Genomic DNA, 21,680 nt, shown 5'->3' on the forward strand with positions numbered 1-21,680 from the left:
CTGGGGGCGGGGAGATCTCCATTAGAGCCTATCGGCCGCCGCGAAAGAACATCCGCCCTGTCGGTGTTCCTGCCCGCCTGTCCGGTAGGCCCCCGGAAGTGCCGGGAGTCCGTTCTGTGGGACTCCCAGTGTGAGAACTTCTCAATTATCCCGGAGCCAGCGGGGTCCGTACACCTCCGCGCCCAGGGCGGTGACCCGCTCGCGCAGCTCCCGGTCCGCGGTGACCACCAACCGGCGTCGCTGCGGAGCGCCCGCGACCAGGTCGACCACGCTGTCGTCGCCGGAGCCGGGGGCGGAGACCACCCGCACGCCGTCGGTCCCGGGCACGTCCCGCGCGGCCCCCTCGACCACAAGCACCACCTCCACCGGGGCGGGCAGCCGGGCCGGCAGCCCGATGGTCGCCACCGGCGCGAGCGAGTCGCGCAGGCGGGCCGCCGCCCCGGCACGGTCACGCCACCACCCGTTCGGGCGGGAGCCCACCACGTTGGCGCCATCCACGATCAGCAGCGGGGTCTCATCCATCCGGTCAGCCTGCCACCAACCGCCGGCCCCGACCCGACGCCACTCCCGGGATACCGGTACGCCGTCTCCCGGGGCGTTTGTCGGGGCGCGCGCCGGGTAGCCCCTGCCGACCGTGCCGCGCCCGACTGCGGAGGACAGACATGATGGGACCCGGTGACACCGGCTCCGACCCGTGGGACGAATTCCTGGCCAGGTACTTCGGTCGGGGCGAGGGAGGACGCCGACCGCCGCACCGGGTCGACATCACCCGACTGATGACCGCGGACGCCCGGGAAATGCTGGCCGACGCCGCCCGGCGGGCCGCGCAACGCCACAGCAACGACCTGGACACCGACCACCTGCTCTGGGCGGCGCTGCAACGCGAACAGCTCCGTGACCTGGTACGCCGGGCCGGCGCCGACCCGGACACCCTGCTCAACGCCCTCGGCGGCAAGGGCGACGGGGCGCCACGCGGAGAGGTGCCGCCCAACCTGTCGCTGACCCCAGCCGCGAAGCGGGCGCTGCTCGACGCCCACCAGCTCTCCCGGGCGATGGGCGCCAACTACATCGGCCCCGAGCACATCCTGATGGCGCTGCCACTCAACCCGGAGTCGCCGGCCGGTCGGATGCTGGCCGCCGGCCGGATCCAACCCGAGTCGTTGCAGGCCGCCAACGCCGAGCGTGGACCGATGACCGGACCGAAACCGGATCGCGGCACGCCCACCCTCGACCAGTACGGGCAGGACCTCACCGACCTGGCGCGGATGGACCAGATCGACCCGGTGGTCGGCCGCGCCGACGAGATCGAGCAGGCCATCGAGATCCTGTCGCGGCGTACCAAGAACAACCCGGTGCTGATCGGCGAGGCCGGTGTCGGCAAGACCGCCATCGTCGAAGGACTTGCCGAACGGATCTGCGACGGTGACGTGCCGCAGACCCTGCTCGGCAAGCGGGTCGTCCAACTCGACCTGGCCGGCCTTGTCGCCGGCACCCGGTACCGGGGGGACTTCGAGGAACGGCTCAAGAAGGTGATCGACGAGATCCGGGCGCACCGGGACGAGCTGATCATCTTCATGGACGAGATCCACACCCTGGTCGGGGCGGGCGGCGCCGGCAGCGAGGGCGGGATGGACGCGTCCAACATGCTCAAACCCGCCCTCGCCCGCGGCGAGCTGCGGGTGATCGGCGCGACCACGCTCGACGAGTACCGCAAGAGCATCGAGAAGGACGCCGCGCTGGCCCGGCGCTTCCAACCGGTGCTGGTGCCCGAGCCCGGCGTCGACGACACCATCGCGATCCTGCGCGGGCTGCGCGACCGCTACGAGGCCCACCACCAGGTCCGCTTCACCGACGAGGCGCTTGTCGCCGCCGCCGAGCTGTCCGACCGGTACGTCACCGACCGGTTCCTGCCCGACAAGGCCATCGACCTGATCGACCAGGCCGGCGCCCGGGTGCGGTTGCGGACCCGCACGCCCGCCGCCGACGTGCGGGAGCTGGAACAGGAGCTCGACGAGGTACGCCGGGACAAGGAACAGGCCGTCACCGACGAGCAGTACGAGCGCGCGTCCGCGCTGCGCGACCGGATCTCCGAGCTGGAGGAGGAGATCCGGCGGGCGAACGGCGACGACGGCTCGTCCTCGTCGCAGGTGCCCGAGGTGGGTCCGCAGGAGATCGCCGAGGTGGTCTCCCGGGCCACCGGCATCCCGGTCAGCCAGCTCACCGAGGAGGAACGGGACCGGCTGCTGCGCCTGGAGGGGCACCTGCACCAGAAGGTGGTCGGTCAGGACGACGCGGTCACCGCGGTCGCCGAGGCCGTCCGGCGCTCCCGGGCCGGGCTGGCCGACCCGGAACGCCCGATGGGCAGCTTCCTGTTCCTCGGCCCGACCGGTGTCGGCAAGACCGAGTTGGCCCGCGCCCTCGCCGAGGCGTTGTTCGGCGAGGCGGACCGGATGGTCCGGGTGGACATGAGCGAGTTCCAGGAACGGCACACCGTCAGCCGGCTTGTCGGCGCGCCACCCGGATACGTCGGCTACGAGGAGGCCGGCCAGCTTACCGAGGCGGTGCGTCGCCGCCCGTACGCGGTGGTGCTGCTCGACGAGATCGAGAAGGCCCACCCGGACGTGTTCAACATCCTGCTCCAGGTGCTCGACGACGGGCGGCTGACCGACAGTCAGGGCCGCACGGTGAACTTCAAGAACACCGTACTGATCATGACCAGCAACCTCGGTTCGGAGCTGATCACCGGCGCCCAGCGCTCGGTCGGCTTCGGCAGCGGGGACGTGGGCAGCGAGCAGGAGAACGACGAGCTGCGCGAGCGGCTGATGCGCCGTCTGCAGGAGAACTTCCGTCCGGAGTTCCTCAACCGCATCGACGAGGTCATCATCTTCCGCCGGCTGGAGGCCGAGCAGTTGCGCGACATCACCGCGCTGCTGCTGGAGGAGACCCGCCGCCGCATGCACGCCCAGGATCTCCAGGTGGAGTTCACCACCGCCGGCATCGACTGGCTCGCCGAGCACGGCTACCAACCGGAGTTCGGCGCCCGTCCGCTGCGTCGGGTCATCCAACGGGAGGTGGACAACCACCTGTCCCGGATGCTGCTGGAGTCGGCGATCTCACCGGGGCAGAAGGTCACGGTGGACGTCCGGGACGGGGCGCTCACCTTCGACGTGTCCGCGGGCGAGCGGGGGTACACCGCCGCCACGACCACCCACCCGCGATGAGTGGGCCGGCGCGACGAGACGAGCACGAGGACCCACACGAGCCCGAGAGATCCCGGGACGAGGACGACCATCCCGACCCGATCCTGGCGCCGCCCACCGCGAACCCCCGCCGGACGCGGGTGCCCGCGGAGGGCCTGCACCCCAAGCCCGACAAGGACGACCCGGAGACGTCCGGGAAACCGCCCGGAGAGGAGACCTGATGGTACGCGAAGCGCGGCTCGACCCCGAGGTGGAAGTGCTCTGGGAGGACTTCCACGCCGAGGTCAACGTCCCGTCGGAGCAGCTGCGGACGTGGCTGCTGACCCGGGGTTCCGGGGAGGAGTCGTTCAGCCCGAACCCGAACCTCGACCTGCCCCAGCCGGGCCGGGAGATCCTCAAGGTGCTGAACAAGCGCAAGGTCGACCTCACGCCGGAGGACATCGAGGTGATGCGGGAGGCGGTCGAGCGGATCCGCGAGCTGATGGACGCCAAGCCGTCGCGCGGCAACGCCGACGACGACTGGCGGCACTCGCTGCTCGACCTGGGGCACGACCCGCTCGTCGAACTCTGAACGACGCCACGCGCGAACGGTGCCGTCCCAGGCGGGGACGGCACCGCTCGCGTCTGCGCTACTGGCCCTGGTCCGGTTCCAGGCTGGCGATGGTCAGCCCCGCCGCGTCGGCGGCGGCGTCACGGTCGGCACGGGTCTGGTCCTCCCGGGTGAGCAGGTTGGCGTACTCGGTGACGGCGGCCGGGTCGGGCACCTCCGGCAGGCGGCGCAGGAACGCCTCCACCGCACGGGTGGCGGCGGTGTGCGCGGCGGCCGCCGCACGGAGCAACTCGCGATCGTCGGCGGGCGGGTAGAGGTCGGTCATGTCCGCCAGATACCCGGCCAACGGCGGTTCGCACCGCCACCGGCCGGTTACCTCCCACTCAGCCCGGTTGGCTGCCGGACGCCGAACGCCGGGTGGCGCAGCAGCCAGTCCAGGTACGCGGGATGCGGCGCCAACGAGTCGACGTACGCCGCCTTCGCCGTCTCCACCATCAGGTCGGCCTCCCGGGCGGCGGGGGAGTCCGGGTGCCAGCCGAGAAGGAGCCGCCAGCGCAGCGGTATGCCGGCGAGGCGGCGGGTGACCAGACCGCCCACCGGACGGAACGTCGCCTGGCACAGGGCCACCGCCACGCCGGCCTCCACCAGGTCGACGCAGCCGCGGATGTCGGTCTCGTACACCTTGCGGGGGGTGAAACCGGCGCGGGCGCAGGCGGCGGCGAAGCAGTCGGCGAAGCAGCCGTCACCCGGGGCGGCCACCCACTGCGCGTGCCGCAGGTCGGCCAGGCGCACCTCGTCCTGCGCCGCGAGGGGGTGAGTCTCGGGCAGCAGCACCAGCACCGGGTCGATGGCCACCTCCTGCCAGCTCAACCCGAACCCGGCCGACGGACTGGCGTCGCCGCACACCCCGGTGAGCGCGAAGTCCAGTCGCCCGCCCGCCACCAACTGCGCCAACTCGTCCACCGACCAGGAGGCGAGCGTGGTGATCTGGGCGGGCGGCTGCCGGGCCGCCAGGCGGTGCACCATCCGGCCCAGGATCGGGCTGTTCACCCCGCCGAACCGGTAGCACGGCGGCGCGTCGCCGGCCCCGGCCAGCCGCGCTGCCTCGTCCTGCAACCCCTTCATCGCCGGCAGCAGCACCCGGGCCCGAGCCAGCACCAGCTCACCGAGAGCGGTGGGCCGGGCGCCGCGCCGGTCCCGGTCGAACAACGGGCCGCCCAGGGTCCGCTCGATGCGCTGGAGCTGGGCGGTCAGCGCCGGCTGCGCCAGGCCGAGCGCCGACGCCGCCTTCGTCACACTCCCCGTCTCCGCGATCGCGCAGACCACCCGCAGGTGACGCAGCTCCAGGTTCATACCGTGACGGTAGGACTACGCGTCGGCCGGCGGAATAGCCCGAGCGGATCGGTGATAATGAATGCACTTGGGATCGTCGCCGTCGGTCAGTCCCGCGGCGACTCCGGCAGGTCCGCCAGGTACGTCGGCCGGCGGGTCACCGCGTCGAGCATCTTGTCCACCACCCCGACCGCCGGCTCGACGATCCGGTTCCACGGAGGGGTCGCCGGGGTGCCCGGGTGCGGTCGGGTCGGTGCCGCCTCCTCGGCGATCTCCAACCGGTTACCCAGCCGGATCAGCTCCTCCTCGGTCGCGACCGCGCGCAGCTCGGTGACGAGCGCACCCACCCCGTCGACGTGCCGGCGGACCCGCTCGGCGACCTCGGCCAACGCCTCGTCGGTCAGGCCCTTCAGGGCGCTGAGCAGGCTGGCGTCGGCGCTGATCTCGGCGTCCACCCGCTCGGCGGCGGCCGGCAGCGCGGCGCGTACCGCCGGCAGCAGGTACTGCTCCTCGGCGGAGAGGTGCCGCGACAACGCGGCGGTGAGCACCGGCAACCCCTCCTGCGGCGTGGCGCCCGGGCCGGTCAGCTGGTCCAGCAGCGCCACCAGTTGACGGTGCTCCCGGTCGACGATGTCGGCGATGTTGCGGCCACCGGGTCGGTAGCCCTCCGCGGGCGCGGGTGCGGGTGGCAGCGGCGGCAGGGGAACGGCGGACATGGTGCCCTCCTCGACTGGCGGGCGGAAGCTCCGGCAGGGATGTGCGGTCGTGGGCGGCGGTACCCGAACCCGGTCCCGGCGAAACCGGGCCCGTCGATGCGCCGGTCCCCGCGCACCGGTGCGCCGGCGCCTCCGTGCCGGTGCGCCGGCGCCTCCGTGCCGGTGCGCCGGCCGGCCGGCCGACGCCGACTGGTATGAAGAGGCGATGACGAGCGATGCGGCCTCCGCCCGACCCGACCCCAGCGCAGAGGTCGTGGACCTCTGCCGCGACCTGCTGCGCATCGACACCACGAACACCGGGGACAACGACACGAGCGTCGGCGAGCGCCGCGCCGCCGAGTACGTGGCGGAGAAGCTCGCCGAGGTGGGTGTGGAGTCCGTCCTGCACGAGTCCGCGCCGGGCCGGGCGAACGTGGTGGCCCGCATCCCCGGCACCGACCCGAGCCGGGGAGCGCTGCTGGTGCACGGCCACCTGGACGTGGTGCCCGCCGACGCCGACGAGTGGTCGGTGCACCCGTTCTCCGGCGAGCTGCGCGACGGTTACCTCTGGGGCCGCGGCGCGATCGACATGAAGGACTTCGACGCGATGGTGCTCGCCGTGGTGCGGCACTGGCAGCGCACCGGCGTACGGCCACCGCGCGACATCGTGCTCGCGTACACCGCCGACGAGGAGGCGGGCAGCGACTACGGCGCGCGGTTCCTGGTGGAGAACCACAGTGGCCTCTTCGACGGCTGCACGGAGGCGATCGGTGAGGTCGGCGGCTTCTCCTACTCGGTGAACGACAGCCAGCGGCTCTACCTCATCGAGACCGCCGAGAAGGGCATCGACTGGCTGCGACTGCACGCCAAGGGCCGCCCCGGGCACGGCTCGATGGTGCACGACGACAACGCGGTCACCGCGCTCGCCGAGGCGGTCGCCCGGATCGGCCGGCACCGCTTCCCGGTGGTGGTCACCGACACCGTGCGGGCCTTCCTCGAGGAGGTCTCCGACCTGCTCGGCGTCGAGCTGGACCCGGAGGACCCGGAGACGGCCATCGCCAAACTCGGCCCGATCGCCAACATCATCGGGGCGACCATCCGCAACACCGCCAACCCGACCCGACTCGACGCCGGCTACAAGGACAACGTCATCCCCGGCCGGGCCACCGCCACCATCGACTGCCGCAGCCTGCCCGGCCAGTCCGAGCTGCTGGAGCGGCAGCTACGGGAGCTGGTCGGCCCGGACATCGCGATCGAGTACATCCAGCGGCAGCCGGCGCTGGAAACGACCTTCGACGGCGACCTGGTCGAGGCCATGTCGGCGGCGCTGCGCGCCGAGGACCCGGGGGCCCGACCGGTCCCGTACATGCTCTCCGGCGGCACCGACGCCAAGGCGTTCTCCCAGCTCGGCATCCGCTGCTTCGGGTTCGCGCCGCTGCGGCTGCCCGCCGACCTGAACTTCTCGGCGTTGTTCCACGGCATCGACGAGCGCGTTCCGGTCGACGGACTACAGTTCGGCGTGCGGGTTCTCGACCGGTTCCTCCGCACCTGCTAGCCGCGCCCGGCGCTGCATCCGGCGCGCGACCTCCCCAACGTGAAGGGACTGCCCCACATGACCGACCAGCACGGTGAGCTGGACGCCGCTCTCGAGCGGGTGATCGAAGCGGCCCGCCACCACCTGGCCGCCGTTCGCGCCGCGCAGGGCCGCGTCGACGACGACGACGTCTGGCAGGCGTACGTGGCGTTGAACAACGCCTCCTTCGCGTACGACGAGCGGTTGCTCGACGCCTTCGGCGAGGTGACGCCGTGGGATGTCGACTCGATCGACCCGGACGAGGCCGACGAGCGCTTCGGTGTTGGCGAGGGCGCCGAGGCCAGTGACCCGCACCCTCGGGTGATCTCGGTGCGCCAGCGTCGCGACTACCGGGTGCCGAGCGTCGCCGCGCTGCTGCGGGTGGCCGACGCGGCCCGTCGCGAGAGCACCCCGGAGGACGACGAGCCGGCGCCGGTGGAGGGCGTCGGCGAGGCGGTGCTGGAGCTGCTGCAGAGCGGCGACGGCTCGCTCGGCGCGCTGGACGTCCCCGAGTTGGAGCCCCTCGACGGGGTGGTGATGGTCAGCGAGGTGGGCACACCCGTCGATCTGGAGTCGTTCGACGACGACGACGCGGTCGGCCCGTTCCAGCCGGCGGTCGACGACCGACTGGTCGGCCGGCTCGACGAGCACCCGTTCCTGGAGCTCGACGACGACCACGACCACGCCGGGCACCAGCACTAGTGCCGTTCGACGCCCGGGGCCCAGTTGGGCCCCGGGCGTACGGCGGTCAGTACGACAGGCCCGGCTGCGGCTGGTTGACCCGTCGCCGCCGCAGCACCACCTGTCGTGTGCCGTCCCGGTACAACCGCACCCGGGCCAACTCCCATCCGGAGAACTCCGCCTGGATCGCCAACTGCGCCGCGGCGGTCAACCGGTCGACGTTCGGCGGCAGCCGCAGCGGCGCGTACTCGTAGTCCATACCTTCCATGCTGCCCAGCCCAGCGCCTGTTCGCCACCCCTCTGGAGTGACCAACGACGCTGCCGTGGGCGGTTCGTCCCGCCCAGTGCCCGCCCACCCGCTCCCACGCCCACCCCGCCCGGCCCCCACCGCCCCGTCAGGCCGCACTCCCTCGTCGACCATCGAGTCGTGTGGGTGACGAAGCACCCGTCAGAGCTTCAAACCGGGCACCACAGCTCCATGATCGACGAGGCTGTGGGGCGGGGCGTCAGCCGGTGGGGACGTTCGCCGTCAGCACTGCGGCGAGGGCTGGCGCGGCCAGGGCGACCGCCCGGGCGCTGCCCGGGTCGACCGCCAGCCCCCACGACGGGTTCGGCCAGTCCTCGAACAACTCGGCGCAGGGCAGCGCGACGAACGGCACCCCGGCCCCGGTGAACGCGGTGAGCGCCCGGGGCGAGGTGAAGACCGGCAGCAGCGGCGCGCCCGTCGCGTCGCCGACCACCGTCCAGGGGAAGTCGGCGTCCGGCTCCGGCTCCCCGGCCAGCGGGACACACACCGTGGCGCCGGCCAGCGCCCCGAGATAGCCGGGCAGGTCACGCCGGTCGACAGCCGCGGCGAGCGCCGCCACCACCGCCGGCTCCGCCACCTCGGCCGGTCCTGCCGCCGCCGGAGCCGCCGCCGCCTCGGCCGCCGCCTCGGCCGCCGCCTCGGTCGCAGCCGCCTCGGTCGGGGCCGGCTGGGCGACCGACAGCGCTGCCGGGTCAGGGTCAGCGGCCGGCGGCACCGTGGGGCCGGGGGCGGACGGCGACACCGTCGGGCCACGGCGGGCGACCGGCGGTACGACCCGACAGGAGAGCGCGCCGGGCTCGTCGGTCAGCACCTCGGCGGCGGTACGGGCCACGAACACGCTGAGCCGCTCCACCTGCTCCGGGGTGCGCGCCGACTCGTACCACCAGCTCTCGTCACCGGTTGGGCGGTGCCAGCCGAGCGCGGCCAGGCGTGCCTCGTCGTGGCCCGGGCAGAGCGCCCGGACCACCTCGCGGCGCACCAGCAGCCGGATTCCGCGCGGGCCGGCGGACAGCTCCAGGTCGGTGTCCCGGTCGCAGCGGGCGACCGTGTCCCGCAGCCGCGCGACGATCTCCGGCCAGGTCGGCGAGCTCACGCGGGCGGCAGTCGGTCAGTGAGCCGCCCGAGCCGGGCGACGGTCTCCTCCAGACGCCCCAGCGCGGAGAAGTCGCCGGGCTTGCCGAACAGGTCGGTGAGGTCCGCCCCGATGGCGGCCTGCAACCCCTCGGCGTGGTCCTCGACGTGCTCGGTGGCGACCGTGCGGGCCTTGCGGTACGCGTCGAGCACCAGCTCCGCCAGCCCTTCGGTGCCGGCGCGCAGGGCGGCCGGCGCGAGGGTGAGGCCGGTCAGCGCGCCGGTGGCGTCGACGGTCGCCGAGACCAGGCCGCTGTCGTCGAGCGCGGTGCCGGACAGCTCGGCCAGGTCGTCGCCCAGGCCCGCGTACCGGCCTTCGATGTCGGCGATGCGCCCGGCGAGCGCGTCGAACGCGGACGTCGGGTCAGTCATGAGAATCCTCCCCCGTGGACAGTGCCACGGGGTGGTGCCCGGTGGCCGGGGAATCGTATCGTCGGTGCGCTCGACTCATGGGGGAGGAACGGCATGCCACCGGATATCGATGTCGACGTGCAGGCGGTGCGTCGACTGGAGACAGTCGCCAAGCAGGTCGCCAGCTCGCTCGCCGCGCTGGAGGGTCAGATCGTCTCGGCCGGCGACGTGCCGTCGGGCGCCTTCGGTCACCTGCCGTTCGCCAGCGACCTGCTCCGCGCGAAGTACGCCGAGCAGGTCACCGGCGGCCGCGAGCTGTTCGGCGCCGCGAACGCCGCGTTCGACCGGGTCACCACGGCGCTGGCCGACACGGCCGAGGCGTACGAGCGCAACGAGCAGGACCTCGACGCCGGGTTCAAGGCCATCCAGTCGGGGCTGCCCGGATGAGCGGCCCCGCCGGCAGCGCCGTCGAGTTGTGGAACGGCCTCGACGGCGCGCTGTCCGGGGTGGAGGACGCCGTCAACAGTGTCTGCCGGACCCTGGCCTGGCCGCTCATCCAGCTCGTCGACCTGGTCGACGGTGAGCCCGAGATCCTGCGCGCGAAGGCCGCCGAGTGGGACGCGCTGGCGACCCAGGTGCGCGACCTGGCGCAGGGGCACCGCGGTGTCCGCGAGTCCGCGCAGCCCGGGTGGCGCTCACCCGCGGGCCTGGCGTACGGGCAGCGGCTGACCGAGGTGGAGCAGCAGATGCTCGACGTCGCCGACCAGTTCGCGGCGACCGCCGAGTACCTGCGGGGTGTCGCCGACGGCCTGCAGACGGTGCACGACGTGCTCGTCGACCTGTGCGTCGAGTTCGTGAACTGGATGCTGGTGACGCTCGTGACGGCGTTGCTGATGGCCCCGGTGACGATGGGGGCGTCCTGGGCGGTGGGCGTGGGCGTGACCGTGACCCGGGCCCTGACCGTGGCCACCCGGATGCTGAAGGTCATGCGACCGCTGGCGGCGCACCTGCAGAAGGTCATCCGGCTGCTGCAGCGGGTCATGTTGTACCTGCGCAAGCTGCAGGCACACCTCGACAAGCTGGTCGCGATGCAGGGCAAGCTGCGCACCGGCAAGAAGTACGCCGACAAGCGGCACGCCGCCGGCAAGGCCGACAAGTGGTTCCACAAGATCCTCGACCCCTCGAAGGGCACCTACAAGCTGGGCAAGTCCGGTTCCCCGTTCGACATGGGCGCCCTCGACCGGGCCGCCGCGCTGCGGACGCACGGCGTCACCGACGGCGCCCGGGTGATCGCCCGGGACTGGGCGACGAACCTGCCGTGGAACGTGCCGAACTCGGTCGTGCACGGCGTCACGTGGGGGACCGTCGCGTTGACGAGCGGGCTCTCCGTTCCCGGCAGCGACCAGGTCGGCGACCAGGTCGACAAGGCGGTGCAGGGCGGGGCGGACTGGATCGACCAGAATGTCTTCGGGCAACCGCCGGCGGGCCAGCCGGCGGGCCGATAGGGAGGAACGCGTGATGTCAGGGGAGCGAGGCCGGCTCGGTCGGTTCACCGACGCGGTGCTCGGCGGCGCGCGGGCCGCCCGGGACAAGGCCCGTGAGCTGCGCGACGAACTCCGCACCAGCGACGAGCCCGAACGCGCTCTCGTCGCGCCGCTGCTGCCCGGGCAGGAGCTGCGCTATGTGGGGCTGGGCCCGGTCCGCGTTCCGTCGACCCACAAGGCCGGTCGGCAGCTCGCCGGCGTGATGGCCGACGAATTCGTCGACTCGCTCGACCCGAAGGTGCTGTTCGGGCTGCTCAACATCGTCAACCCGGTGGTGTGGGTGGACGCGGTGCTGACACCGGTCCGGCTGGCCGCGGGCGTCCTGCTGCTGCCCGGCAAGGCCGCTGCCGTCGCCGCCGGTGTGCCGGAGGTGGCCGAACCGGAGCCGGGCCCACCACAGCAGCGGGTGCAGCGGGATCCCATCCCGCTCACCGAGGAGCAGGAGGCGTTCCGGGCCTTGTTCCGGCTCAGCCTGTACCGCCCGCTGGCCGAGCAGCTCGCCGAGATCGCCTACCGTCGCCGGTACGTCTTCAGCGGCGACCTCGCCACCCTCGCCGGCAGCCTGCTGCTCTTCCTGGAGCGCTACAACGGCACCCCGCTGGCGGTGACCGACACCCACCTGCACCTGCTGCGGATGGGCCCCCGCCCGGACGCCGACCGGCCCGACCGGCGGCAACCGCGGGTGCTGTGGAGCGTGCGCCGCGACCGGGTGGCCCGGGTCGACTCGGAGCGCGGCGCGACCGGGCTCGTGCAGCTGACGTCCACGATCGTCTTCGACGACGGCTCGTGGATCCGGCTCACCCAGCCCGCGGTGCGCGACGACCAGTCGCGCTTCCTGACCGCGATCCTCGACCTCCCCGGGCAGCGCCCCCAGCCGTGACCCGGCCGGCGGCTCAGCCGTCGCGTTCGGGGTAGCCGAGTGGCACCGCCGAGACGTCGTCGAGCGCGGTGGTGATCTCCGTCGGCAGGGTGATCCGTTCCACTCCGAGCGCGCCGAGCAGCTGCCCGACCGTCCGCGCGCCGAGGATCGGCGCGGTCACCCCCGGCCGGTCCCGGATCCAGGCCAACGCCACCTCCAGCGGCGACACGCCCAGGCCGCCGGCCGCGGTGGCCACCGCCTCCACGATGCTGGAACAGCGCGGCTCCAGGTACGTCGAGACGAACCGCTCGAAGTGCGGCGACGCGGCTCGGGAGTCCGCCGGACGGCCGTGCCGGTACTTGCCGGTGAGCACGCCCCGACCCAGCGGCGACCAGGGCAGCAGGCCGAGGCCGAGCGCGTCGCACGCGGGCAGCACCTCCCGCTCCACGCCCCGTTCCAGCAGCGAGTACTCCACCTGGGTGGCGACCACCGGCGCCCGCCCCGGCCAGGCGGTCTGCCAGGCGGCGGCCCGCGCGGTCTGCCAGCCGGAGAAGTTCGACACCCCGACGTAGCGCACCTTGCCGCTGGCCACCGCGTGGTCCAGCGCCGCGAGGGTCTCCTCCAGCGGGGTGTCCGGGTCGTACCCGTGCACCTGGAACAGGTCGACGTGGTCGGTGCCGAGCCGGCGCAGCGACGCGTCCAACGTCCGCAGCAGGTGCCCCCGGGAACCGTCGCGGCGTCGGCCACTGCCCGGCCGCAACCCCGCCTTCGTGGCGATCAGCAGCTCGTCGCGGGGCACGAGGGAGCCCAGCAGCGAGCCGATCACCGACTCGGCGTCGCCGTCGCCGTACACGTCGGCGGTGTCGATCAGGTTGCCCCCCGCGTCCAGGTAACTCTTCAGCTGGGCGGCCGCGTCGTCGGCGTCGGTGTCCCGGCCCCAGGTCATGGTGCCGAGCGCGAGCCGGGAAACCGCCAGCCCGCTTCGGCCGAGCGGTCGCTGTTGCATGGGTGAACCTTATTTCGAACCTGCCGCCACGGATATCCTCGCTCCCGTATCTCTGCCGGTTCTGCCGGTTCCGCCGCCCTGGGCTGCCCCGATGGAGGGGGGAGCAAAGGGGTCGAGCCGGTGATCGAGTCCGTTATCGGCATTGCGTAACCTGGTGCGACCTGTGCCACGGATGGGGGAGGACCAGTGCGACTCGGGCTCAGTCTCGGATACCAGACGGCGTGGAGCACACCGGCCGACCACCTGGCGCTCGCCCAGGAGGCGGACCGGTTGGGCTACTCGGTGGTGTGGGCGGCGGAGGCCTACGGCTCCGACTCGCCCAGCATGCTCGCCTGGATGGCCGGCCAGACCGAACGGATCGACGTCGGCGCCGCGGTGATGCAGATCCCCGCCCGTACGCCGGCCGCCACCGCCATGACCGCCGCCACCATCGACGCGCTCTCCGGCGGGCGGTTCCGCCTCGGCCTGGGCGTCTCCGGCCCGCAGGTCTCCGAGGGCTGGCACGGTGTGCGGTTCGCCAAGCCACTCGCCCGGACCCGCGAGTTCGTCGATATCGTGAAGTTGGCCATCGCCCGCAAGGAGGTGGCGTACGAGGGGCAGCACTACACGCTGCCGCTGCCGGACGGCCCCGGCAAGGCGCTGCGACTGGGCTTCCACCCACCACGCGAGCACATACCGATCTATCTGGCCGCGGTCGGCCCGAAGAACCTGGAGCTGGCCGGCGAGATCGCCGACGGCTGGCTGGCCGTGTTCTACGCCCCGGAGTTCGCCGAGGAGCAGCTCGCCTCGGTCCGGGCCGGGCGGGCCAAGGTCGGCAAGGACCTGGCCGGGTTCGACGTGGTGCCCTCGGTGCCGGTGGTGATCGGCGACGACGTGGCCTCCTGCGCCGAGTTGGTGCGCTGGTACGCGGCGCTGTACGTGGGCGGCATGGGCAGCCGGGAGCAGAACTTCTACAACCAGCTCGCCACCCGGATGGGTTACGGCGACGCCGCCCGCGAGGTGCAGGAGCTGTACCTGGCCAAGCGGCAGCGCGACGCCGCCGCGGCCGTACCCATGGAGTTCATCGACCGCACCTCACTGCTCGGCCCGAAGGAGCGCATCGCCGAGCGGATGCGGGAGTACGCTGCCGCCGGCGTCACCACGCTGTCGGTGACCCTGTTCGTGGCCGACCGGGACAGCGGTGTGCAGACCCTGCGTACCGTCGCCGAGGCACTTGATCTTTCGGGAGTCGGCGAGTGACCTGGGTTGAGGCAATCGTCCTGGGCATCGTCCAGGGACTGACCGAGTTTCTGCCGGTCAGCTCGTCGGGGCATCTGCGGATCACCTCGGCGATCTTCTTCGACCGGGACGCCGGCGCGTCGTTCACCGCGGTCACCCAGCTCGGCACGGAAGCGGCCGTGCTGATCTACTTCGCCAAGGACATCTGGCGGATCACCCGTACCTGGCTGGTCGGCATCCGGGACACGTCGGTCCGGTCCAGCCTGGACTACCGGATGGGCTGGTACGTGATCGTCGGCTCGATTCCGATCGGGCTGTTCGGTTTCCTGTTCAAGGACCAGATCAAGACCGCCGGCCGCAATCTCTGGGTCGTGGCGACCACGCTCATCGTGTTCGCCTTCGTGCTGGCGTTCGCGGAGTACTGGGGGCGGCAGACCCGCACCCTGGAGAACTTCCGGATGAAGGACGGCATCGTCATGGGCTTCGCCCAGGCCATGGCGCTGGTCCCCGGGGTGTCCCGCTCCGGCGGCACGCTCACCGCCGGCCTGCTGCTCAACCTCACCCGGGAGGCGGCGGCCCGGTACTCGTTCCTGCTGGCCATCCCCGCGGTGGTGATGTCCGGCGTGTTCAGCCTCGGGGACGTCTTCGAGCCGTCCGCCCCGGGCACCTCCGTGCCCACGGTGGCCCAGACGATCGTGGCCACCCTGATCGCCTTCGGCATCGGGTACGCGGCCATCGCCTGGTTGCTGCGCTACGTCGCCCACCACACCCTGTACGTCTTCGTGCTGTACCGGGTCGCGTTGGGCACGCTGGTCCTGGCGCTGCTGTTGACCGGCGCGATCGACGCCACCTGACCGACCCGTCGACGGCCCCCGGTCCTGCCTTCGGGCGGGGCCGGGGGCCGCTGTCGTCTCCCCGCCGCCCACCTGAGGTGGTGCCTGCGCGGCCCGCGACGGCCCGGCGCGGGACCCAGGTCATAGGGTGGTCCCGTGGCGACCCTTCTGCTTCTGCGACACGGCCGAACCACGGCGAACGCCGACGGCGGCCTCGCCGGCCGGCAACCGGTCGAGCTGGACGACACCGGACGCGCCCAGGCCACCGCGGTCGGCGAGCGGCTGCGGGCGGTGCCGCTGGCCGCCGTGGTGACCAGCCCGCTGATCCGGTGCCGGCAGACCCTGGAGTTGGCGCTCCCGCAGGCCGCCCCGGTGGTCGAGGACGGGCTGATCGAGTGCGACTACGGCAGTTGGGAGGGGCAGCCGCTGAAGAAGCTCGCCAAGGAGCCGCTCTGGCCGGTCGTCCAGCAGCACCCCAGCGCGGCGGTCTTCCCGGGTGGGGAGGCGATGGCGGCGATGGCGGCGCGTGCCGTGGCGGCGGTGCGCGCCTGGGACGCCCGGGTGAGCGCCGAACACGGGCCGGAGGCGGTCTGGCTGGCCTGTAGCCACGGCGATGTGATCAAGGCCATCGTGGCCGACGCGCTCGGCGTACACCTGGATGCCTTTCAGCGGATCGTGGCCGACCCGGCGTCGGTGACGGCGATCCGGTTCACGCCGCTGCGTCCGTTTCTGGTGCGACTCAACGACACCGGCGGCGACCTGGCGGCGCTGGTGCCGCCGCCGGCAAAGCGGCGTCGGCGCGCGAGCCGCGTGGCCGACTCGGACGCGGCCGTCGGCGGTGGGGCGGGTGGGTCGCGGTGAGGCGCGTCACGACACCGCCCCCGATCGGGGCGTCAGCGCACGCCGCAGAGGCCGCCACGCCCGGTAATCGCCCCTGCTCCGCCGGGCGCGGCGTGCCTCGGGCGATTCGGGTCGGTGGGGTGCGCGGTGCCATGGCTGGCCGGATAGGGTCGTGGGTATGACCCACCAGGTGCACGCCTTCGAACCGCCGGAGCGGTTCGTCGCCGGGACTGTCGGGCCGCCGGGGGAGCGCGCGTTCTTCCTGCAGGCCCGCGGCGGCGGCAGGCTGGTCAGCGTCGCGCTGGAAAAGGTTCAGGTGTCCCTGCTCGCCGAGAAGCTGGAGGAGCTGCTCACCGAGGCGCAGCGTCGCTTCGGGGTGGACCTGCCCGAGCTGGCACCGGTGATCGGTGACAACGAGCCACTGGACACCCCTGTCGACGAGGAGTTCCGGGTCGGGACCCTCGGGCTGGCCTTCGACGTGGACACCGCGACCGTGGTGATCGAGGCGATCGCCGCGGGCGAGGTGGAGCCCGAGGTCGAGCTGGACGACGAGGACGACGAGGACCCCGACGACGACGATGTCGAGGACGACGAGCCGGACGAGGACCTCGACCGGCTCCGGGTCCGGCTCACCCCGCAGGCGACCCGCCAGTTCATCGAGCGGGCCCGGCGAGTGGTCAACGCGGGTCGGCCTCCGTGCCCGCTCTGCGGCCAACCGTTGGACCCCGCCGGGCACCTCTGCCCGCGGCACAACGGTTATCACCGGTGACCTCGTCCGGCCTCCAGCCTCGCCAGGACGGCGACGCGGCGCTGCGGCTGCTGCAGGACGGCTCGCTCGACCTGGAGGGTCGGCTGGTCGACGCGTCGAACACCACGTTGCGCGGCATCCTGACCCTGGACGGGGCCACCGCCCGCTGCGTCTACAAACCGGTCCGGGGTGAGCGTCCGCTCTGGGACTTTCCCGACGGCACCCTGGCCGGCCGGGAGGTCTCGGCGTACCTGGTCTCCCGGGCCACCGGCTGGGGCCTGGTGCCGCCCACGGTGTTGCGCGACGGCCCGTTCGGCCCCGGCTCCTGCCAGCTCTGGATCGACGAGCCGGAGGACGCCGAGCCGCTTGTGGGCTTCCTGCCCGCCGACGAGCTGCCGCCACGCTGGTTCCCGATCGCCGCGGCCCGCGACGACGACGGCGCCGCCTACGCGCTCGCGCACGCCGACGACCCACGGCTGGCCCGTCTCGCGGTGCTCGACGCGGTGCTCAACAACGCCGACCGTAAGGGCGGCCACGTGCTGGTCGGCGCCGACGACCGGATCTACGGGGTGGACCACGGGGTCAGCTTCCACGTGGAGGACAAGCTGCGTACGGTGCTCTGGGGCTGGGCCGGCAAGCAGTTGCCCCCGGATGCCGTGGAGATGCTCGACGGGCTCGCCGGGCAGGTCGCCGGGGCGCTCGGCGCGGAGCTGGCCGACCACCTCACCATCACCGAGGTGACCGAGGTGGCCTCCCGGATCGACAGGTTGCGCGAGACCGGCCGCTTCCCGCAGCCACCGGAGGACTGGCCGGCGATCCCCTGGCCGCCAATGTGAAACGTTGTCATCTTGATCACCCGTGGGGCGCTCCGACGTGGTCGTCTGGCTGGCTAGGCTGATCCCATGGAGTCTTGGGCGGGACACGAGGTGCCACGGCTGCCGGGCAGGGGCGAGCCGCTGGCGTTGTACGACTCGGCACGGCAGGGTGTCCACCCGAGCGAGCCGGCCGACGCGGGCAGCATGTACGTCTGCGGCATCACCCCGTACGACGCCACCCACCTCGGTCACGCCGCCACCATGATGACCTTCGACCTGGTGCAGCGGATGTGGCGGGACGCCGGCCGTCCGGTGCGCTACGTGCAGAACGTCACCGACATCGACGACCCGCTGCTGGAGCGGGCCGCCCGCGACGGCGAGGACTGGGTGGTCCTGGCGATGCGCGAGACGGCGCTGTTCCGGGAGGACATGGAGGCGCTGCGGATCATCCCGCCGGCGCACTACGTGGGTGCCGTCGAGTCGATCCCGGACATCGCCGACAAGGTCGAGGTGCTGGTCAAGGACGGCGCCGCGTACCGGCTCGACGACGGCACCGGCGACGTCTACTTCGACATCTCCGCCACCGGCCGGTTCGGCTACGAATCCAACCTGACCCGCGAGCAGATGCTCGAGATCTTCCCGGAACGCGGCGGTGACCCGGACCGGGCCGGCAAGCGCGACCCGCTCGACCCGCTGCTGTGGCGCGGCGCCCGCGAGGGCGAGCCGTCCTGGCCGGGCGGCGAGCTGGGTCCGGGCCGCCCGGGCTGGCACATCGAGTGCGCGGTGATCGCGCTGAACCTGCTCGGCGACCGGATCGACGTGCAGGGCGGCGGCAACGACCTGCTGTTCCCGCACCACGAGGCGTCCGCCGCGCACGCCGAGCGGCTCACCGGTCAGGCGCCGTTCGCCACGCACTACGTGCACGCCGGGATGATCGGCCTCAACGGCGAGAAGATGTCCAAGTCCCGCGGCAACCTGGTCTTCGTGTCCCGGCTGCGCGCCGACAAGGTCGACCCGATGGCGATCCGGCTGGCGCTGATCTCCGGGCACTACCGCAGCGACCGCACCTGGACCGACGAGCTGCTCACGGCCGCGCAGGAGCGCCTGGCCCGCTGGCGTCGGGCCGCCGCCGCGCCCGCCGGGCCGTCCGGGGCCGAGCTGCTGGCCGGGGTACGCGAGCGCCTCGCCGACGACCTCGACACCCCGGGCGCCCTGGCGGTCGCCGACCGCTGGGCCGACGCCACCCTGGCCGGCGCCACGGATGACCCCGAGGCTCCCGCCCTCTTCGCGAAGACGGTGGACGCCCTACTGGGAGTCCGCCTCTAAGGCCTGCCCTCCCGGCGGAGCACGCCGCACGTCCCGTCCGTGCCGCCCCGGGAGGGTGATCGACTCGGTTTCCGGGATGTCGCGGTGTCCCGACGGGTGCGACACACCGACTTCCAGGAAGCGGAGTCGATCACCGCGTCACGGAATGAACGTCACCTCCGGGAAGGACCGGCTCGGGCCGCTCAACAGGTGGCCGCCGCGGTGCCGGAGGTGCAGGTCGAAGAACGCCAGCGGGTACGCCTGCCCGATGCGGACCGCGCGGGCGGGGTCGAGAGTGCCGATCCAGTCGGCGAGGTCCTCGTCGCTCATCCCGACGACCCGTGCCAGTTGCGGCACCAGCCACTGGTTGTCGCCGTATGACACGTGGATCGCGCCCTCGGCCTGAACATTGAGCCGCCACCCGCGCAGGTGCGTGAAGAATTCGGCGACCGCGGGTTCGGTGGCCCGGGTGTAATCCGCCGTCATCAGCATGAACGGCCGGTACAGGTCGGTGGCGGGCAGCGGCTGCGACACCATCGGGCCGTCCAGGCTCAGCCCCGCGCGGATCCGCCGGTCGGTGCCCATGGTCAGAGCCGTCGCGGTGCCGCCCTTCGACCAGCCGAACATGCCGATCCGGCTCAGGTCGAGGGCGGCGCCCAGCCCGGCCGGCAGCGGAGTGTGGTCCACGTCGGGGTTGCGCCCGTCGGCGAGGTCGGCGATCTGGTCGAGGACGAATCGGACGTCGCGGGTGTAGGTCCACGGGGTGGAATCAACGTTGTCCTCCCGGACGGTGACCCGGCCGTCGGGGAACTCGCTCAACCCGTCGTACGTGTGGTCCACCGTGACGACCACGTAGCCGTGGCTGGCCAGTTCCTGCACCACGATCGTGGTGTCCGAACGGTGGCTGCCGGCGCCGTGCGAGTACACCACCACAGGCAACCGTCGGCGCGAATGCCGTACGGGTGCACCCTCGTGCCCGGCCGTCAGGGGCGCCAGCGCGGCGTCGGGTGCGAACCCGGCGGAGTCCAGCAGCGCGCGCATCGACGCGGGGGTCATCCAGGGGGCACGCGGGTACCGGCGCACGTCTCGGGCGGGATACCAGACGCTGACCATCAGCTCCCGGTACCGGCCCGGGCCGGCCAGCGGATCCGGCTGCGAACGGTCGACCAGGTGCAGCGACACCGTTCCCACGCGGTACGGCCCGGTCGGCTGGGGCAGAGTGAGCCGGACCAGACCCGGATCGGCGGTGGCTGCGGTGGCCCGGCCGGCGATGCCCAGCGGCAGGCTGACCCCGGTCGCCAGCGCCGCTCCGACGAGGCCGCGGCGCGTCATTCCCCGTCCACCCATTGGCTGCACGGTTTTCATTTGTCCTCCCCTGGGTTTCTCGACGCCGCAACGGAGCGCTCCGGCCATCGATACAATCGCAGTGTATACACTGAGGGTGTAGTTGCGGCGGCGTCAGCGCTCTTCGATGAGGAAGACATCAGTGCTCCGATGGTGGAGACACCGGGCCTGCCCGTGGCCGGGCGGACGGACCCGTGCGGCACCGGATCCGGTCCGCGCACGTCGGCTGGCCGTCGGGTCACCGGTCGGCGGTCGGCGCCGTCTCCGCTTGTTCGACCTCATGAATGAGTTGCTTGAGGTGGGCGATCTCATCGCGCAGGGCTGCCTGACCGGCAGCGGTGAGAGTTACCCAGGTGCGTGGGCGCTTGCCCTCGTAGCCCTTCTCGATCTCAATCAGCTCGGCCTTCTCCAGGACGGTCAGGTGCTGCCCGAGGTTGCCGGCGGTCAGCTGCAGGGTGGTGCGCAGGAAGCCGAACTCGACCTGGCGGGCCTCGTGCGCGATGGCCAGGATTCCCAGTCGGACGCGCTGGTGGACCACGTCGTCGAGGCCGTTGGTGGGATGGTCGGTCATCGCCCCGGAACCTCGGTGGTCGCCCGGATCAGGGCGAAGGCGCCACTGCCCAGCAGCAGCAGCGCCGCCGGGACGAGCAGGTACGGCAGGAAGAACCACGGCGAGGTCGAGTGGATGACCTGGCCGCCCTGCACCAGCACGATCGCCAAGTAGACGAGGCTGTACGCCAGCAGCGCCCAGGTGCGTTCGACCCACGCGAGCACCAGCAGCGCAAGCGCGATGACCGCTATGGGACTGGCCAGCCCGTTGACGAGCCACGCCGCCGGCCCGACCTCGATCTCGACCGGGCCGGTGGAGAAGGGGTCGGTGGGGACGGGGATGAGCGGGTGGAACGTCAGCCAGATCGACACGGCTGCCATCAGCACGGCCAACGCGACGCCGACGACGACGTAGGGGCGGATCGGGGTGCCCACGCCACGCCGTCGGGACTGCCTGACGTAGAAGCCCGCGATCGCCGCGTAGGCGAGCACCAGCGCGACCGTCCAGTACCCGAGCTGCGCGGGGTTGGGAGCCGTGCAGACCGTGTGCTGCGGCCGGGATCGGCAGGTGTCGAAGAGATCGAGGTAGGGGGCGTACCGGTAGACGGGTATCGCGACCAGGGTGATCACCGCGAAGACCAGCAGTGGAAACCAGGTGCCGCGCTGGGCGACACGGACCTGGTGTGTCAGGTCGCGCACGGCCGCCAACAGCTCGTGAGGCCCGTCCGCCTGGGAAGCGGATTCGTGTGTCATGCAGTCAGCTTTGCATTACAGACCCATCCGCGCAAGAGAGTTAGTC

Annotated in this window: 25 protein-coding genes; 14 read left to right on the top strand and 11 right to left on the bottom strand. The window is 72.5% G+C overall.

Going from position 1 to position 21,680, the window contains the following annotated elements; genetic code table 11:
- Positions 1-141: 141 nt before the first annotated feature.
- A complete protein-coding gene (locus ACLQ29_RS21650; protein ID WP_425773307.1) occupies positions 142-522 on the bottom strand; it encodes a hypothetical protein in 381 nt (126 codons plus the stop codon).
- Between the two features lie 140 nt (positions 523-662).
- Here ACLQ29_RS21650 and ACLQ29_RS21655 point away from each other — a divergent pair, with 140 nt between their 5' ends.
- From ACLQ29_RS21655 to ACLQ29_RS21665, 3 genes are read left to right on the top strand one after another with little or no spacing between them, the layout of a single operon-like run.
- Positions 663-3,221: an ATP-dependent Clp protease ATP-binding subunit gene (locus ACLQ29_RS21655; RefSeq protein ID WP_425773308.1), complete on the top strand. Its 2,559-nt coding sequence runs from the start codon at positions 663-665 to the stop codon at positions 3,219-3,221.
- Entirely contained in the window at positions 3,218-3,421 is a 204-nt protein-coding gene (locus tag ACLQ29_RS21660; protein WP_425773309.1) for a hypothetical protein, read from the top strand. The genes ACLQ29_RS21655 and ACLQ29_RS21660 overlap by 4 nt, the downstream gene beginning before the upstream one ends.
- Positions 3,421-3,771 carry a DUF3140 domain-containing protein gene (locus ACLQ29_RS21665; protein WP_355029116.1) on the top strand — a complete coding sequence of 117 codons (351 nt, stop codon included), beginning with the start codon at positions 3,421-3,423 and terminating at the stop codon, positions 3,769-3,771. The genes ACLQ29_RS21660 and ACLQ29_RS21665 overlap by 1 nt, the downstream gene beginning before the upstream one ends.
- A gap of 58 nt (positions 3,772-3,829) precedes the next feature.
- Here ACLQ29_RS21665 and ACLQ29_RS21670 read toward each other — a convergent pair whose 3' ends face one another.
- The 3 genes from ACLQ29_RS21670 to ACLQ29_RS21680 form a co-directional block, all read right to left on the bottom strand.
- Positions 3,830-4,075: a hypothetical protein gene (locus ACLQ29_RS21670; RefSeq protein WP_393373414.1), complete on the bottom strand. Its 246-nt coding sequence runs from the start codon at positions 4,073-4,075 to the stop codon at positions 3,830-3,832.
- A 47-nt stretch (positions 4,076-4,122) separates the two neighbouring features.
- Positions 4,123-5,103, bottom strand: a complete 981-nt coding sequence (locus ACLQ29_RS21675) for a LysR family transcriptional regulator (RefSeq protein ID WP_425773310.1) — start codon at positions 5,101-5,103, stop codon at positions 4,123-4,125.
- A gap of 86 nt (positions 5,104-5,189) precedes the next feature.
- Positions 5,190-5,798 (bottom strand): hemerythrin domain-containing protein, encoded by a 609-nt coding sequence (locus ACLQ29_RS21680; protein WP_425773311.1) that lies wholly within the window; start codon positions 5,796-5,798, stop codon positions 5,190-5,192.
- A gap of 205 nt (positions 5,799-6,003) precedes the next feature.
- On the opposite strand from ACLQ29_RS21680, the gene ACLQ29_RS21685 reads away from it, so the two are divergent.
- Together ACLQ29_RS21685 and ACLQ29_RS21690 are read left to right on the top strand one after the other, a co-directional pair.
- Entirely contained in the window at positions 6,004-7,332 is a 1,329-nt protein-coding gene (locus ACLQ29_RS21685) for a M20/M25/M40 family metallo-hydrolase (RefSeq protein ID WP_393373422.1), read from the top strand.
- 57 nt (positions 7,333-7,389) lie between these two features.
- The gene (locus ACLQ29_RS21690) at positions 7,390-8,052 is read left to right on the top strand and encodes a hypothetical protein (RefSeq protein WP_425773312.1); all 663 of its coding nucleotides are present in this window, start codon (positions 7,390-7,392) and stop codon (positions 8,050-8,052) included.
- Positions 8,053-8,098: 46 nt separating this feature from the next.
- Here the strand turns inward: ACLQ29_RS21690 and ACLQ29_RS21695 are convergent, their stop codons facing one another.
- The 3 genes from ACLQ29_RS21695 to ACLQ29_RS21705 all read right to left on the bottom strand — a co-directional run bounded on the left by ACLQ29_RS21695 (position 8,099) and on the right by ACLQ29_RS21705 (position 9,841).
- Positions 8,099-8,290 carry a DUF5703 family protein gene (locus ACLQ29_RS21695; protein WP_013734349.1) on the bottom strand — a complete coding sequence of 64 codons (192 nt, stop codon included), beginning with the start codon at positions 8,288-8,290 and terminating at the stop codon, positions 8,099-8,101.
- Positions 8,291-8,537: 247 nt separating this feature from the next.
- Complete coding sequence (locus ACLQ29_RS21700) at positions 8,538-9,431, bottom strand: SseB family protein (RefSeq protein ID WP_425773313.1); 894 nt, start codon at positions 9,429-9,431, stop codon at positions 8,538-8,540.
- Positions 9,428-9,841, bottom strand: a complete 414-nt coding sequence (locus ACLQ29_RS21705; RefSeq protein WP_393373430.1) for a YbaB/EbfC family nucleoid-associated protein — start codon at positions 9,839-9,841, stop codon at positions 9,428-9,430. The genes ACLQ29_RS21700 and ACLQ29_RS21705 overlap by 4 nt, the downstream gene beginning before the upstream one ends.
- Positions 9,842-9,934: 93 nt before the next feature.
- Here ACLQ29_RS21705 and ACLQ29_RS21710 point away from each other — a divergent pair, with 93 nt between their 5' ends.
- Genes ACLQ29_RS21710 through ACLQ29_RS21720 form a run of 3 tightly spaced genes read left to right on the top strand, consistent with a single transcriptional unit; the run spans position 9,935 to position 12,244 of the window.
- On the top strand, positions 9,935-10,267 hold the full coding sequence (locus ACLQ29_RS21710; protein WP_425773314.1) for a hypothetical protein: 333 nt from the start codon (positions 9,935-9,937) through the stop codon (positions 10,265-10,267).
- Positions 10,264-11,325, top strand: a complete 1,062-nt coding sequence (locus ACLQ29_RS21715; protein ID WP_425773315.1) for a WXG100 family type VII secretion target — start codon at positions 10,264-10,266, stop codon at positions 11,323-11,325. The genes ACLQ29_RS21710 and ACLQ29_RS21715 overlap by 4 nt, the downstream gene beginning before the upstream one ends.
- Before the next feature lie 13 nt (positions 11,326-11,338).
- Complete coding sequence (locus ACLQ29_RS21720; protein ID WP_425773316.1) at positions 11,339-12,244, top strand: hypothetical protein; 906 nt, start codon at positions 11,339-11,341, stop codon at positions 12,242-12,244.
- Positions 12,245-12,257: 13 nt separating this feature from the next.
- Here ACLQ29_RS21720 and ACLQ29_RS21725 read toward each other — a convergent pair whose 3' ends face one another.
- Complete coding sequence (locus ACLQ29_RS21725; protein ID WP_393373441.1) at positions 12,258-13,229, bottom strand: aldo/keto reductase; 972 nt, start codon at positions 13,227-13,229, stop codon at positions 12,258-12,260.
- Between the two features lie 186 nt (positions 13,230-13,415).
- Between ACLQ29_RS21725 and ACLQ29_RS21730 the strand changes: the two genes are divergently transcribed.
- The 6 genes from ACLQ29_RS21730 to mshC all read left to right on the top strand — a co-directional run bounded on the left by ACLQ29_RS21730 (position 13,416) and on the right by mshC (position 19,009).
- On the top strand, positions 13,416-14,468 hold the full coding sequence (locus ACLQ29_RS21730; protein WP_425773317.1) for an LLM class F420-dependent oxidoreductase: 1,053 nt from the start codon (positions 13,416-13,418) through the stop codon (positions 14,466-14,468).
- Complete coding sequence (locus ACLQ29_RS21735; RefSeq protein ID WP_357254159.1) at positions 14,465-15,301, top strand: undecaprenyl-diphosphate phosphatase; 837 nt, start codon at positions 14,465-14,467, stop codon at positions 15,299-15,301. Before ACLQ29_RS21730 ends, ACLQ29_RS21735 begins: the two co-directional genes overlap by 4 nt.
- Before the next feature lie 135 nt (positions 15,302-15,436).
- The gene (locus ACLQ29_RS21740) at positions 15,437-16,141 is read left to right on the top strand and encodes an MSMEG_4193 family putative phosphomutase (RefSeq protein WP_425773318.1); all 705 of its coding nucleotides are present in this window, start codon (positions 15,437-15,439) and stop codon (positions 16,139-16,141) included.
- A gap of 157 nt (positions 16,142-16,298) precedes the next feature.
- Positions 16,299-16,889 (top strand): DUF3090 domain-containing protein, encoded by a 591-nt coding sequence (locus ACLQ29_RS21745; protein WP_425773319.1) that lies wholly within the window; start codon positions 16,299-16,301, stop codon positions 16,887-16,889.
- Positions 16,886-17,704, top strand: a complete 819-nt coding sequence (locus tag ACLQ29_RS21750) for an SCO1664 family protein (RefSeq protein WP_425773320.1) — start codon at positions 16,886-16,888, stop codon at positions 17,702-17,704. The genes ACLQ29_RS21745 and ACLQ29_RS21750 overlap by 4 nt, the downstream gene beginning before the upstream one ends.
- 66 nt (positions 17,705-17,770) lie before the next feature.
- Positions 17,771-19,009 (top strand): cysteine--1-D-myo-inosityl 2-amino-2-deoxy-alpha-D-glucopyranoside ligase, encoded by a 1,239-nt coding sequence (mshC, locus tag ACLQ29_RS21755; RefSeq protein ID WP_393373454.1) that lies wholly within the window; start codon positions 17,771-17,773, stop codon positions 19,007-19,009.
- A 138-nt stretch (positions 19,010-19,147) separates the two neighbouring features.
- Here mshC and ACLQ29_RS21760 read toward each other — a convergent pair whose 3' ends face one another.
- The 3 genes from ACLQ29_RS21760 to ACLQ29_RS21770 all read right to left on the bottom strand — a co-directional run bounded on the left by ACLQ29_RS21760 (position 19,148) and on the right by ACLQ29_RS21770 (position 21,634).
- A complete protein-coding gene (locus ACLQ29_RS21760) occupies positions 19,148-20,320 on the bottom strand; it encodes an alpha/beta hydrolase family protein (RefSeq protein WP_425773321.1) in 1,173 nt (390 codons plus the stop codon).
- A gap of 250 nt (positions 20,321-20,570) precedes the next feature.
- A complete protein-coding gene (locus tag ACLQ29_RS21765; protein ID WP_425773322.1) occupies positions 20,571-20,903 on the bottom strand; it encodes a transcriptional regulator in 333 nt (110 codons plus the stop codon).
- Positions 20,900-21,634, bottom strand: a complete 735-nt coding sequence (locus tag ACLQ29_RS21770) for a hypothetical protein (RefSeq protein WP_425773323.1) — start codon at positions 21,632-21,634, stop codon at positions 20,900-20,902. Before ACLQ29_RS21770 ends, ACLQ29_RS21765 begins: the two co-directional genes overlap by 4 nt.
- Between the last annotated feature and the right edge of the window lie 46 nt (positions 21,635-21,680).

Source organism: Micromonospora sp. DT228, from assembly GCF_049841595.1.
In the GTDB taxonomy this organism is placed as follows: Bacteria; Actinomycetota; Actinomycetes; order Mycobacteriales; family Micromonosporaceae; genus Micromonospora.